The sequence below is a fragment of the Acinetobacter minutum genome (assembly GCF_035916735.1).
Taxonomy (GTDB): Bacteria; Pseudomonadota; Gammaproteobacteria; order Pseudomonadales; family Moraxellaceae; genus Acinetobacter.
Map to the genome: position 1 here is coordinate 68,824 of NZ_JAQIHG010000007.1, position 13,827 is coordinate 82,650.

The 13,827-nt window shown below is 45.1% G+C and carries 14 protein-coding genes; 10 read left to right on the forward strand and 4 right to left on the reverse strand.

Features of this window, described 5'->3' with window-relative positions; all coding sequences use genetic code 11:
- Nucleotides 1-73: 73 nt before the first annotated feature.
- Genes pcnB through yjgA form a run of 7 tightly spaced genes read left to right on the forward strand, consistent with a single transcriptional unit; the run spans nt 74 to nt 5,405 of the window.
- Nucleotides 74-1,534 carry a polynucleotide adenylyltransferase PcnB gene (gene pcnB, locus PAE54_RS04835; RefSeq protein WP_326518643.1) on the forward strand — a complete coding sequence of 487 codons (1,461 nt, stop codon included), beginning with the start codon at nt 74-76 and terminating at the stop codon, nt 1,532-1,534.
- A complete protein-coding gene (gene folK / locus PAE54_RS04840; protein WP_326518644.1) occupies nt 1,531-2,019 on the forward strand; it encodes a 2-amino-4-hydroxy-6-hydroxymethyldihydropteridine diphosphokinase in 489 nt (162 codons plus the stop codon). Before pcnB ends, folK begins: the two co-directional genes overlap by 4 nt.
- A gap of 44 nt (nt 2,020-2,063) precedes the next feature.
- Complete coding sequence (gene panB / locus PAE54_RS04845; protein WP_326518645.1) at nt 2,064-2,873, forward strand: 3-methyl-2-oxobutanoate hydroxymethyltransferase; 810 nt, start codon at nt 2,064-2,066, stop codon at nt 2,871-2,873.
- Between the two features lie 3 nt (nt 2,874-2,876).
- On the forward strand, nt 2,877-3,725 hold the full coding sequence (panC, locus tag PAE54_RS04850) for a pantoate--beta-alanine ligase (RefSeq protein ID WP_326518646.1): 849 nt from the start codon (nt 2,877-2,879) through the stop codon (nt 3,723-3,725).
- 23 nt (nt 3,726-3,748) lie between these two features.
- The gene (gene rapZ / locus PAE54_RS04855) at nt 3,749-4,600 is read left to right on the forward strand and encodes an RNase adapter RapZ (protein ID WP_326518647.1); all 852 of its coding nucleotides are present in this window, start codon (nt 3,749-3,751) and stop codon (nt 4,598-4,600) included.
- The gene (locus PAE54_RS04860) at nt 4,597-4,866 is read left to right on the forward strand and encodes an HPr family phosphocarrier protein (protein ID WP_273777424.1); all 270 of its coding nucleotides are present in this window, start codon (nt 4,597-4,599) and stop codon (nt 4,864-4,866) included. Before rapZ ends, PAE54_RS04860 begins: the two co-directional genes overlap by 4 nt.
- Nucleotides 4,867-4,868: 2 nt before the next feature.
- On the forward strand, nt 4,869-5,405 hold the full coding sequence (gene yjgA, locus PAE54_RS04865) for a ribosome biogenesis factor YjgA (protein ID WP_273777423.1): 537 nt from the start codon (nt 4,869-4,871) through the stop codon (nt 5,403-5,405).
- Nucleotides 5,406-5,559: 154 nt separating this feature from the next.
- Here yjgA and PAE54_RS04870 read toward each other — a convergent pair whose 3' ends face one another.
- The gene (locus tag PAE54_RS04870) at nt 5,560-7,218 is read right to left on the reverse strand and encodes an acyl-CoA synthetase (RefSeq protein WP_326518648.1); all 1,659 of its coding nucleotides are present in this window, start codon (nt 7,216-7,218) and stop codon (nt 5,560-5,562) included.
- Between the two features lie 401 nt (nt 7,219-7,619).
- Here PAE54_RS04870 and thrS point away from each other — a divergent pair, with 401 nt between their 5' ends.
- Both thrS and infC read left to right on the forward strand, forming a co-directional pair.
- Nucleotides 7,620-9,542: a threonine--tRNA ligase gene (gene thrS / locus PAE54_RS04875; RefSeq protein WP_326518649.1), complete on the forward strand. Its 1,923-nt coding sequence runs from the start codon at nt 7,620-7,622 to the stop codon at nt 9,540-9,542.
- A 5-nt stretch (nt 9,543-9,547) separates the two neighbouring features.
- The gene (infC, locus tag PAE54_RS04880; protein WP_273779494.1) at nt 9,548-10,099 is read left to right on the forward strand and encodes a translation initiation factor IF-3; all 552 of its coding nucleotides are present in this window, start codon (nt 9,548-9,550) and stop codon (nt 10,097-10,099) included.
- Between the two features lie 58 nt (nt 10,100-10,157).
- Here infC and PAE54_RS04885 read toward each other — a convergent pair whose 3' ends face one another.
- The gene (locus PAE54_RS04885; RefSeq protein WP_273777420.1) at nt 10,158-10,631 is read right to left on the reverse strand and encodes an Hsp20 family protein; all 474 of its coding nucleotides are present in this window, start codon (nt 10,629-10,631) and stop codon (nt 10,158-10,160) included.
- 333 nt (nt 10,632-10,964) lie between these two features.
- On the opposite strand from PAE54_RS04885, the gene PAE54_RS04890 reads away from it, so the two are divergent.
- Nucleotides 10,965-11,585 carry a glutathione S-transferase N-terminal domain-containing protein gene (locus PAE54_RS04890; protein WP_326518650.1) on the forward strand — a complete coding sequence of 207 codons (621 nt, stop codon included), beginning with the start codon at nt 10,965-10,967 and terminating at the stop codon, nt 11,583-11,585.
- A gap of 50 nt (nt 11,586-11,635) precedes the next feature.
- Here PAE54_RS04890 and PAE54_RS04895 read toward each other — a convergent pair whose 3' ends face one another.
- Nucleotides 11,636-12,400 carry an energy transducer TonB gene (locus PAE54_RS04895; RefSeq protein WP_326518651.1) on the reverse strand — a complete coding sequence of 255 codons (765 nt, stop codon included), beginning with the start codon at nt 12,398-12,400 and terminating at the stop codon, nt 11,636-11,638.
- Between the two features lie 134 nt (nt 12,401-12,534).
- On the reverse strand, nt 12,535-13,794 hold the full coding sequence (locus PAE54_RS04900; RefSeq protein ID WP_326518652.1) for an MFS transporter: 1,260 nt from the start codon (nt 13,792-13,794) through the stop codon (nt 12,535-12,537).
- Nucleotides 13,795-13,827: the final 33 nt, after the last annotated feature.

Genomic DNA, 13,827 nt, shown 5'->3' on the forward strand with positions numbered 1-13,827 from the left:
TTGCCCTTTGATTGTGTTAGAGATATGATTAGGCATCTTGAATTTTACGTCCAGACGTAGGAGACAGCGTCTTTTGCAAACTTTGCGCGCGTCAAAATGTGGTTTATCAACCGCTCAATTACCTTCTTCCATTTTAGATGTGATTGATACTCTCACCAAAGCAGGCTTTGAAGCCTATATCGTCGGTGGAGGTGTCCGTGACATGATGCTTGGGCTTAATCCCAAGGATTTTGATGCTGTGACGAATGCAACCCCGGCACAGGTCAAAGAGGTGTTTGGACGCCGCTGCCGGATTATTGGACGTCGTTTTGAACTGGCCCATGTCTACTCTGGGCGAGAGTTGATTGAGGTAGCAACCTTCCGTGCACCACCGAAAAAGACCATGACCAGTGCTGCAGGCATGATTCTGCGTGATAATAATTGGGGTAGTATCGAACAGGATTTTGCACGTCGCGATTTTTCGATCAATGCTCTGTACTATCAGCCACGTAAAGGTATCGTGCTGGACTTTTGTCATGCTGTAGAGGACATTGAAAACAAAACCTTGCGTTTACTGGGTGATCCTACGGTTCGTTTTGAAGAAGATCCAGTACGCATGCTGCGCACATTGCGTTTTGCAGCCAAATTGAATTTTGATATTGATCCTGAAATTCTCAAAATTTTCACCCCAGAAATGACCCAGTTATTACGTGATGTGTCGCCACATCGCCTTTATGATGAGTCACAAAAACTGTTTACGATGGGGCATTTGTATCGGGTCTTGCCGATGCTGATCCAGTTTGATATCTGGAAACAACTTTTTGCCGATATTCGTCCTGATATTACGCCGTTTATCGAGCGTGCAGCTAAAAATACCGATCAACGTATCCAGATTGGTAAAACCATTAACCCGGCCTTTTTCTATGCAGTGCTGTTATGGCAACCCTTCCTGGAACGCTGTGATTTCTATTTGAGTAAAGGGATTGTGCCTGCTGAAGCACGTGCCCAGGCGGGTCTGGATGTGCTCAAACGCCAGGCGACCCGAACCGTCATTCCGCGTTTTGCTGAAACCTTTATTCGTGAAGTCTGGGAAATGCAGACTCGATTGCTCAATCCAAAGCCACAACAGATTGAAGCACTGGCCGGTCATGCACGTTTCCGTGCCGGATTTGACTTTTTATTATTGCGCGAAAAATCTGGCGATGAGACCACTCAAGGCATGGGGCTCTGGTGGGAAAATTATCAGGAAATGAGCAGCGACCAGAAAGAACAGGCGATTGCTCAGTATAACCGCCAGCGTGCCAAGAAACGCCGCAAAGCGAGCGAAGAAATCCCTGATTTGCCTGTAGCTGTGGAATTGGAACCATTGGTGAATGAACCCGAGCCACGCAGCCGTCGTGCACGTAAAGCTCGTTCAAATGAGCAGCAGCGTTCTGAACGCCAACCTACTCAGTCGGTTGAAGTTGCACCGGGCATCCGTTCGGATCATCCAATTTTAAAACGTAAGCGCGTTCAGCGTGATCTTAGCCAAGTGATTTTTGGACCGACTCAATGAGTATTCGTAGCTACATCGGACTCGGTAGTAACTTAGGGGATTCACGCCAGATTCTTGCAGAAGCCGTCGCTAAGTTGGCCACCTTAGGATCCGTACAGGTCTCTAAACTCTACCAAAGTCCGCCGATGGGGCCGCAAGATCAGCCACACTATTTCAACGCTGTTGTGCAGCTGGATACGACGCTACCTGCACTTGACCTGCTCGATCAGTTACAGCGCTTTGAGCAGGAAGCGGGGCGGATTAGACTGCGGCATTGGGGTGAGCGCACCTTGGATCTGGATTTGCTGCTTTATGGCGATGAGCAGATTCAACATGAACGTTTAACGGTACCGCATGTTGGTATTTTACAACGGGATTTTGTACTCATCCCATTGCTTGACTTGAACCCCGGTCTTCAGATTCAAGGACATACACTACAAAACTTGGCACCCGTTCAGCACTCGACACTTCAGGTCATTGCTGAGCAGGATTGGACTGATTGCTAAAATATTTCCAATGTTGGAAGGAAATCCTGTAGAGGAACATCTTCATGATTAGTCTCAGTGACTTAAGACAATTCAAAGCTGAAGGACGTAAATTTTCTTGTTTGACTTGCTATGACGCAAGCATGGCTAAAGCCATGGAAATTGCGCAAATTGACAGTATTTTAATTGGCGATTCTTTGGGGATGTCAATACAGGGACTCGATTCTACCCTCCCGGTCACTGTTGCCGACATGGCGTACCATACGGCAGCTGTACGCCGTGGTAATCAGCATGCCTTTATCATGACTGATCTGCCTTTTATGAGTTATGCCACGCTGACAGATGCACTGAACAGCGCCAAAACAGTCATGCAAGCCGGTGCCCAAATGGTCAAAATGGAAGGCGGTGCTTGGCTCAGTGAGTCCATTCAAGTGCTAGCACGCAATGGGATTCCTGTCTGTGTGCACTTGGGTTTGACACCACAATCGGTTCACATGTTTGGTGGCTACAAGTTGCAAGCGCGTACCCGTGAAGCTGCAGACCGTCTGATTGCTGACTGTCAGGCTGTAGTGGATGCAGGGGCTGCCTTACTGTTGCTCGAATGTGTGCCCGCGCAGTTGGGCAAAGAAATTGCCGAGCTGTTCCCGCAGGTGCCGGTGATTGGTATTGGTGCAGGCGCTGAAACCGATGGTCAGGTGCTGGTCGTACAGGATATGCTGGGATTGACTTTTGGTCGTGTAGCACGTTTTGTACGTAATTTCATGAAAGAACAGGCGGGAGAAACTGCCATTCTGGATGCTTTTAAAGCCTACCATGCTGCGGTACAAGATCAGAGTTTTCCCGCAAAAGAACATACTTTCCAAGTTGAGCTGTAACAGATGAAAACAGAAACGACCATTCAGGGACTTATTGCTTCACTTAATCCGGCTCGTACGGCTAGAAAAATTATTGGCTTTGTGCCGACCATGGGGAACCTGCATGAAGGTCATCTGAATCTGGTCCGTGAAGCACGTAAAATTTGTGATGTGGTTGTAGTGAGCATTTTCGTGAATCCAATCCAGTTTGGACCGAATGAGGACTTTGCCAACTATCCACGTACCTTGGAACAAGACAGTCAATTGTTAGCAGATGTGGGTTGCGATATTATTTTTGCACCTAGTGTTGAGCAGATGTATGGCAATCAGCCGCGTCTAACCAACATCAGCGTCAGCGGCATTACGGATGATTTATGTGGTCAATCGCGTCCGGGGCATTTTGATGGGGTCGCGGTTGTGGTGACCAAACTGTTTAATATCGTACAGCCAAAATTTGCTTTTTTTGGCCAAAAAGACTATCAACAGTTGGCCGTGATTCGTCAATTGGTGCGTGATCTGAATTTGCCGCTGGAAGTGATTGGTGTGCCGATTGCTCGCGCAGAAGACGGTTTGGCTTTGAGTTCGCGTAATGGCTATTTGACTACAGAGCAACGCCAGATCGCTCCGACGATCTATCAAAGTTTGAAAAATGCACAGCAACAACTGCAGCAAGGTACGGCTTTAGCCGAAGTGCTCGAAACGATCAAACAGCAGTTGACAGAAGCCGGCTTTGTTGTGGACTATGTAGAAGCACGTACCCCAGACTTAAAACCGATTGATGATTTTAATCAAGACCTTGTGTTATTTGTGGCTGCTAAATTGGGCACGACACGCTTGATTGATAATTTGCAGGTGAAATTACAGCCTGCCTAAAACTAAAAAAGGAACATGCGGCCATGAAGCGCATTTTGATTGTTACAGGACAGTCCGGCTCGGGAAAATCCTCTGCATTGCAGATCTTGGAAGATTTAGGCTACTACTGTATCGACAATTTGCCGTTGGCCCTGCTTCCCGAAATTGTTGACAAGCTGGACCGTGAGAATAATCTGGAACAGCTTGCCCTAGGGGTCGATGTCCGCAGTACCCGTCAGGATATGCAAGAATTCGATCATGTCTTTGAACAGCTCAAGCGGCATGGCTCGGTTGATGTTATCTATCTGACTGCTAAGGATGAAGAACTGATTGCACGTTTTAGTGCATCACGTCGGCCTCATCCGCTCACCAGCCGTTTTAATACGCTGGCACAATGTATCCATGAAGAAAAGGCGCTACTACTGCCGATTCAGCTGCGTGCAACTGTGCATATCGATACCACTAGCAAGAGTGTGCATGATCTCAAGCATACCTTGCTGTCCAGATTGGGGCAGTCCGATAATCTGATTGTGATCTTACAGTCATTTGGTTATAAACACGGGATTCCATTGGATGCGGATTATGTGTTTGATGTCCGCCATCTGCCGAATCCGCATTGGGATTTAGAACTGCGTAAATACAGTGGTTTGGATGAACCGGTTCGCAATTTTTTACAAGCCAGTGCACAGACCAATGACATGTTTCATGATATTTATCACTTTCTGGATAAATGGTTGCCGGCATTCGCTGAAGGTCACCGGCATTATATGACGATTTCTGTCGGTTGTACGGGTGGACAGCATCGTTCAGTTTATATTGTGGATAGACTCAAAAAGGCTCTTGAGGCAAAATGGTCTATTCAGGTCTTACATAGAGAAATGAAGCACTGGTCATGATTGACACAACGATTGACGTAATTAATAAACTCGGTTTACATGCACGCGCATCTGGCAAACTGATTGAAGTTACCACCAAGTTTCGTTCTACCATCCAGATTGGCAAGGGCGATAAATTAGTTGATGCGAAAAATATCATGTCCTTGCTTATGCTCGGGGCCGGCAAAGGAACTACTTTGCGAATTGTGATTGAAGGATCGGATGAAGCGCAGGCTTTGGCTGAGATTCAGGCATTATTTGCAGCAAAATTTTATGAGGCTGAATAACTGTGGCGCGTCGTCCAAAACGTTTTACTGATGAAGATTTCGAAATTTTAGAAGGGCGGGCCAGTAAAACGGAACAAAAAAAAGCTGTGCAACGTATGGCAGCTTTAGGGGAGCAGTTGGCAATGCTGAATCCCAAACAGATTCAAAAACTTCCGGTCGATGAGCGCCTGATTGATGCGTTGATTGAAGTGCAGAATATCAGCTCACATGAAGCACGTCGTCGTCAATTCCAGCGTGTAGGTAAATTGCTGCGTAACGAAGATGAAACGGTGATCTTGTCTTACCTGACGCCACAGCAAGGCGCTAAAAAAACCGCACAACTGCAGCGTTGGGTAGACCGTATTATTGCTCAGGGTGATCCGGTAATTAATGAATTTGCCAAAATTTATAATGCTGCAGAACGTCATACATTACGTCAGCATTTGTTACGTATTCACCGAGATATGACCAAGGAGCTGCCAGAAGAAGAGCTGGCTGCATCTAAGCTGAAATTATTTAACTATGTGCAGCAGGTCGCTTTGATTTCCGATAATACCTAAGTACCAGATTCGATCCCATCAAAACGGCCAAACATGGCCGTTTTTTATTGGTTAAAACCCACTAAAAACCGACGTATTGGATGCGACAGATTTGCTGGTCTGAACATAAAAAAAAGCGAGCATTGAGCGCCCGCTTTTTATTTGAGACTTTGACTTAAGAAACAATACTTTCTGCAAACTGGCGGTTGGCACGTTCTTTGGCCCATTCCCGCAGGACAAATTTTTGCAGTTTCCCGGTCGACGTTTTTGGAATCTCCGTGATGATGATATCTTTCGGAACTTTGAAACGTGCTAGACCTTTCATGCAGTGTTCAATCAGTTCTTCTGGTGTTGCAGACACACCGGTTTTGAGTTCAATAAAGGCACAAGGGACTTCTTGCCAGCGCGGGTCAGGTTTTGCCACCACGGCTGCGGTGAGTACAGCCGGATGTTGGTATAGCACCTCTTCTACTTCAAGTGAGGAAATGTTTTCTCCACCTGAAATAATCACGTCTTTAGAACGATCAGTAATCTTGGCATAGCCATCAGGTTGGCATACGGCCAGATCACCAGTGTGGAACCAGCCACCTTTAAAGGCTTCTGCCGTAGCTTCTGGATTCTTGAGATAGCCTTTCATCACGATGTTGCCGCGGAACATGATTTCCCCCAGGGTTTTACCATCGTGAGGAACAGGTTGCATGGTTTCGGGATCCAGAACTTTCATGCCATCTTGTAATGGGTAAGGCACCCCTTGGCGTGAATGCAGCTGCGCCTGTTCCTGAATAGACAGATCGCTCCAGCCTGCTTGAGACGCACAGAGTGCAGATGGGCCATAGGTTTCAGTCAAACCATAAACATGCGTGACATTAATGCCAATATGGCGCATTCCTTCGATAATCGCAGCCGGTGGTGCTGCACCAGCAACCATCACTTCAACACGGTGATCAAATGCAGTTTTTTTCTCAGCCGGGGTGTTGATCAGCATAGATAACACGATCGGTGCACCACAGAAATAATCGACTTTATGTTCTGCAATCAATTTGAAAATCTGTTCAGCATCCACCTTGCGCAAGCAGACATTGGTGCCTCCATTGGCAGCGATGGTCCAGGCAAAACACCAGCCGTTACAGTGGAACAGGGGAAGTGTCCATAAATAGGTGGCCCGTGGCATCATGCCACAAGCAATGATATTGCTCGCTGCGTTGATATAGGCTCCCCGATGATGGTAGACCACACCTTTCGGATTGCCCGTGGTTCCAGAAGTATAATTCAGGCTAATCGCATCCCATTCATCTGCTGGTAAGTGCCATTCGAACTCACTATCCCCTTCGGCCAGCCAGCTTTCGTATTCAATTTGCCCAATTGGCTGAGTCAAGCCATCGTTATATTCATGGTCATTGACATCAATCACAAAAATTTCATGATCGACCATGGATAAGGCTTCTTGCGCTAACACTGAAAATTCAGGATCAACCAGCAAGACTTTGCTTTCTGCATGGTTCAGCATAAATGCCAGTGTTTTGGCATCGAGACGGGTATTGAGGGTATTCAGTACCGCCCCAATCATTGGAACGGCAAAATGTGCCTCAAGCATGGCGGGAATGTTTGGCAACAGTACGGATACGGTGTCATTACGGCCGATTCCCATTTTATGTAATTGATGAGCAAACTGACGGCAGCGTTGGTATTTTTCACGCCAGCTAATCACGCGTTGACCATGAATAATCGCAGCTTGATTTGGATAGATGTATGCTGCACGTTCCAAATAGCGCAAAGGCGATAAAGTCACAAAATTTGCCGGTGTACGCGGTAATTCGTCGTAAGCACTCACCATTTTTATTTACTCCATGTTCATTATTATTTATTACCCTTGGCTAAAAGATATTCATTCGTCGGGATAAGAGCATTTAGGCTTTAGTCTTAGGTTTGATATTATTTTTGTAACTGATAAATTTATAAAAATATTAAAAATCATATGGTTAATATCTTTTTTGGATTTTTTGATACCTAAATTGAGCGGCGACCCGTCAGTTCAGTCAAGTTACTTGTCAAAGTCTAAGTTTTAGGTTTCTTGGCTTTTTCATAGCCAAAGAGTTTCATCCCCTTGTTAACCTGTGTAAAATTCTAATTGATATATTCTCTATCCACCGTTTTTATCTTTTGAGGTTCTCCTCGATCATAATCTCGCGGTGACATGCTCCATGGTACGGGGCATCACTCCTTAAGGATTTTCTTATGCCAATTATCACTTTGCCAAATGGCGATCAAAAACAATTTGATCATGCTGTATCTGTGATGGACGTTGCTCAAAGCATTGGTCCAGGTCTTGCTAAAAATACTGTCGCTGGCCGTGTGAATGGCCGTTTGGTTGATGCATGTGACTTGATCACTGAAGACGCTACCCTGCAAATCATTACCCCTAAAGATGACGAAGGTGTCGAAATTATTCGCCACTCTTGTGCACACTTGGTGGGTCATGCTGTAAAGCAATTATTCCCAGAAGCAAAGATGGTAATTGGTCCCGTCATTGAAGATGGTTTCTATTACGACATTTTCAGTACAAAACCATTTACTCCAGATGACATGGCTGCGATTGAAGAGCGCATGAAAAAGCTCATTGATCAGGACTATGATGTCATCAAAAAAATGACCCTACGTGATGAAGTGATCAAAGTGTTCACTGAACGTGGTGAAGATTATAAATTACGTCTGATTGAAGATATGCCAGACGAGACTCAAATGGGTCTTTACTATCACCAGGAATACGTGGACATGTGTCGTGGTCCGCATGTGCCGAACACCAAATTCTTGAAATCTTTCAAGCTGACTAAAATGTCAGGTGCTTATTGGCGCGGTGATGCGAAAAACGAACAATTGCAACGGATCTACGGTACAGCTTGGGCAGACAAGAAACAGCTGGCTGCCTACATCAAACGCATTGAAGAAGCAGAAAAACGCGACCATCGTAAAATCGGTAAGGCACTTGATCTGTTCCATATGCAGGAAGAAGCGCCGGGCATGGTGTTCTGGCATGCCAATGGCTGGACGATTTATCAGGTACTTGAACAGTACATGCGTAAAGTGCAGCAGGACAATGGTTACCAAGAGATCAAAACGCCACAGATCGTGGATTTCTCTCTTTGGGAAAAATCAGGTCACGCGGCCAACTATGCGGAAAACATGTTTACCACGCATTCAGAGAGCCGTAACTATGCGGTAAAACCGATGAACTGCCCATGTCATGTTCAGGTATTTAACCAAGGCTTAAAATCTTACCGTGACTTGCCAATCCGTTTAGCCGAGTTTGGTTCATGTCACCGTAACGAACCATCAGGTTCATTACACGGGATCATGCGTGTACGTGGCTTTACTCAAGATGACGCGCATATCTTCTGTACCAAAGAACAAATTGGTCAGGAAGTGGCAGACTTCATCAAGTTAACTTTGGACGTTTATAAAGACTTTGGTTTTGAAGAAGTGCAAATGAAACTCTCGACACGTCCTGAAAAACGTGTGGGTGATGATGCACTTTGGGACTTGGCAGAAAAATCTTTAGCGGATGCTTTGGATGCTGCCGGTCTAGAATGGGAGCTGCAACCAGGTGAAGGTGCATTCTATGGTCCTAAAATTGAATTCTCATTGAAAGACTGCTTGGGCCGTGTATGGCAGTGCGGTACGATTCAGTGTGACTTCAACTTGCCAGTGCGTTTAGATGCCTCGTATGTGACTGAAGACAATGACCGTGATCAACCCGTCATGTTGCACCGTGCAATTCTTGGCAGTTTTGAGCGTTTTATTGGTATACTTATTGAACATTACGCAGGCTTTATGCCGCCATGGTTGGCGCCAGTACAGGCTTGTGTCATGAATATTACTGATGCTCAAGGTGCAGCCTGTGAACAGATGGTCGCTAAACTCAAAGAAAATGGCATTCGCGCTATTTCTGACTTGAGAAATGAGAAAATCGGCTTTAAGATTCGTGAACGTACACTCGAGCGAATTCCTTACCTATTGGTACTTGGAGACCGTGAAGTTGAGGAGGGCACCGTGAATGTCCGTACTCGCTCAGGAAAAAATTTAGGTACTATGTCAATTGAAGCATTCGTTGACCTAGTGAAAGTCGCCGTAGCCGAACGCGGCCGGTACATTGTGGAGTAAGAAAGATTAAACAGCCTGACCGTAACCAGCAACAAGGTGTTAAGAGTAACCGTCCTGCGATTAATGACGAGATCCGTGCAAAAGAAGTACGCCTCGTTGCTGAGGATGGCGAACAAAAAGGGATCGTTTCTTTAGCGGAAGCGTTGCGTGCTGCAGAAGATGCCGATCTTGACCTTGTTGAGATCGTGGCCAATGCCGAGCCACCTGTTTGTAAGATCATGGATTACAACAAGCATTTGTTTGACCTAAAGCAAAAGCAAAAAGATGCCAAGAAAAAGCAGCATCAGGTGCAAGTCAAAGAAATCAAGTTGCGTCCGGCAACGGATGTAGGCGATTATCAGGTGAAGTTGCGTGCCATTATTCGTTTCCTTGAAGAAGGTAACAAGGTGAAAATTACCTTACGCTTCCGTGGTCGTGAAATGGCGCACCAACAGCTAGGTCTTGCTCAATTGCAAAAAATTGAAGCGGATGTCGCTGAAATTGGTGTAGTTGAACAGGCACCAAAAATGGAAGGCCGTCAGATGGGCATGTTGCTTGGACCGAAAAAGAAAAAGTAACGTTCTCATTAAAAAAAGCACTGCATTTGCAGTGCTTTTTTTATGTGGGGTTAATGGCCTACTGGCCCTGTGGTGCCTCATCATGATTCTCTGAAGTATCAATTTCAATTTTACGACCAATCGGAATCTGTCGGGATTTTTGACCTTCAGGAACCACACGTTTTAACTGGATTTTGAGCAAGCCATGTTCATAATCGGCATCTTCAACTTCCATATGGGGATCTAGACGTAGAGATAACTGAAACGAACGGTTAGAAATGCCTTTATAGAGATATTCTGCAGTCTTATCGCTGCTTTCATTTTTAACTTTTCCACTGACTGTTAACACTTGATTATCGAGATTGATTTCGAGATCTTCCGGTGAAAAACCAGCAGCAGAGACGCTGATACGATAGTCATTTTCTCCAATTTTTTCAATATTGTAGGGAGGGTAATGGGCATTGTCGCTTTGCATGATCGAGTCAAAAAAATCATTAATGCGGTCAAAGCCTAAACTGCGTCGAAACAGTGGGGGTAAATGGGTGTTATTCATTGATATGACCTCCTGATCAATGTTCAGCCTAGAGTCAACAACAAGGAAGGGTTAAGGTAAGGTTCGACGGCTACCTTGATGAGTGCTTCTCTGAATGGCAAGTGAACCTAATCTCTACTATTCAATATGCAGGAAAATTTTCAATAGACTGGATGTTGTAATTTGTTCTTTATTGTAAATATATGATTTTTATATTAATTATTAATATTTAAGTTGCGCTGAATTCTAAAAAAATCAATGGGGAAAGCACTGCGAAGCCATACTGATTCATGGTATAAAATCTCACAGAACAATCAATGCATATTAAAAAATACGGTGTGATAAGGAATCTACATGATCGATTTATATTATTGGGGCACCCCCAATGGCCATAAAATCACCATTGCCCTGGAAGAAATGAAACTCAACTATCAAATTTTCCCCATCAATATTCAGGAAAATGACCAGTTTCAGCCAGATTTTTTAAATATCTCTCCCAATAATAAAATCCCTGCGATTGTTGATCAGGAGGGTCCCCGTGGTGAACCGATTTCAGTTTTTGAATCTGGAGCAATACTGCAATATCTTGGCCGGAAAACCGGGCTATTTTATCCTGAAGATGAGCAGGAACGGGTCGAGGTCGAGCAATGGTTGATGTGGCAGATGGGTAACTTTGGCCCGATGCTCGGGCAAAACCATCATTTCAGCCGTTATGCGCCAGAGAAGATTCCTTATGCGATTGAACGCTATGTTAACGAAAGCAAACGTCTTTATGCGGTACTGAACAAACAGTTGATTGGACAGAAATTTGTTGCGGGTGAATATTCGATTGCCGATATGGCAATTTTACCGTGGATTCTGCGGCATGAATGGCAGAGTATCCAACTGGAAGACTATCCTTATGTACAAGAATATGTGGAGCGTTTAACCGCACGCCCCGCCGTTCAGAAAGCTCTATCTATTCAAGTGAGCTAAGATTCAGCTCATCCAGCAATCCGCTGGAAGAGCATTAGGTTTAGAACAAATTATTTTTCAGCCTGACAGTTTTGCAGGCTAAGCGTGATTTGGTCTTTCAGGGTAGAGGGACGATAGATCCAGAATTTGCGAGCAACCTGTACTTGCTGCTGTTGGAGTGACTGGATAATCTGTTGGTCCAGCTGCACATCACCTGAACGCTTATCCAGTTTGACTTTGCGGATGTATCCTTGATCATTCACCTTGAAGCTGAATTTAACCAGACGCGGCTTTTGTTCAAGCAGGCTGCGTTGAATTTGTAAATTCTGTGGTTGAGTCAGATATACAAAAGTCCGCTTTTTTCCATCTTGTTGTGCCTGCCAATTGCGAGACATAAAAGGGGTGTTACAAACGGCATGGAGTGCAGCATTGTCCTCATTCTGTAAATTCAGGCTAAAGGTCTGATAGCCAATGATAGGTAAAGCGATGCCATCTTGCAGATAAGGTTTAACCTCAGCTTGCATAACGGCATTGACTAACAGCTGGTCCAATTCTGTGAGCCCTGTGCTTTCCTGCACGGTGGCCTTGCTGATCTGTCCTTCTTCATCTGTCACGATACGCACGATTGCGGCACGATTTTGTTCTTTTAAATCTTCGTTTTTATACTGGGGCTTGGGAAACTTGTTCCATTGGATCCGGGTGGTCAGATGGGCCGGAAGTGCTGTACTTTTTTGTACAATGAGCTGTTTTGTTGTGTTCGGCTCAGCTGCATGTAACACCGAAAGGGGGACGCTGGAAAAGAAGCAAAAAGCAAGGACAGGTTTCATAAAATTCATATAGTTGTTCATATTGGAGAATGCAAGATTACATTGTGCTGGCCTAGATCAGGTTGCTAAGTATTCACTGATTTCAAATATTGAGCAATATAAACAGGCATTCGAAGGTGCCTGTTTTTTTCGATTTTTTTTGATTATTTTTTTGTCTCTAAAGTTTGGCTAATATCCACTTTGAATAGATCTGAAGTACGCATCCAACTGAATGCGACGACCAAAAGAGTGGTACAACCGCCAAACACCGTGGCCATAATGGTTCCCATGTATTTAGCTGCAAGGCCAGATTCAAAAGCACCGAGTTCATTGCTTGAAGACACAAACATACCATTCACAGCAGCGACCCTGCCACGCATGTTCTCTGGTGGATAAAGCTGCAAAATCGTCTGGCGTACGACCACGGAAATACTGTCACAGGCACCAGTCATTGCAAGTGCAAACAAAGAGAGCCAGAGCGTATTTGAAAAAGCAAAGATAATGGTGAACACACCAAAACCGGCAACCGCGAGCAACATGTTACGCCATGCATGTGTTGTGGGAGGGAACCGGGTTAATGCAATCATGGTGATGAGCGCTCCGATCGAAGGAGCGGCGCGTAAATATCCGAGGCCTTCCGGCCCTACTTTTAAAATATCTTCGGCGAAAATAGGCAATAACGCAATTACCCCACCAAATAGCACGGAAACCAAATCAAGTGAAATGGCCCAGAGCACAATTTTGCTGTTCCAGATAAAGCGGAAGCCATCACCAAGAGATTCAAAAACTTTAGTGGTTTCGATGGCAGGAAATGAACGTTTCTGTAAGAGATTGATCAGCACAAAACAGATCACTAGTAAGCATGCCACACTGAGTAGGCTGGTTTCCCGGCCTAAAAATGCCAACATGAAGCCACCCAGCATAGGACCCAAAATCACGCCACTTTGCCAGCCGATGGTGGTCCAGGTGGCACCGTTGGTATAGAGTGCTTTAGGAATTAAAAAAGGTTTAAGTGAGGTCGCAGAAGGATTGTAAAAACCTCGTATGGTGCCTAGCCCAAAAATCACCGCATAAATGCCCCAAGATAATGTGTCGATGCTGATGTTTCCTAAAGCATGGTGATGGAACAGTTGCCACAGCACAAGAGGAAGTAGAATGGCAAAAAACAGACAGATTTTCATAATGGTCTGTTTGTTGAAGCGATCCGCAAAGTAACCACCCCAAAGTGCCAGACCAATAAAAGGGATGGCTTCCGCCAAGCCAATCAAACCCAGAGTGAGCGGATCTTTGGTGATTTGGTACAGGGAATACGCCACAATAATTTCTTGAATCAGAATGGCAATGGTCAGGCAGAACTGGTTGAGGGTAATGATCGAGAAATCGCGATAGCGTAAAGCCGCAAACGCGTCATGTTGAGCAGACATAAACATTCAATGGATAAATTCGTGTGGCCATTA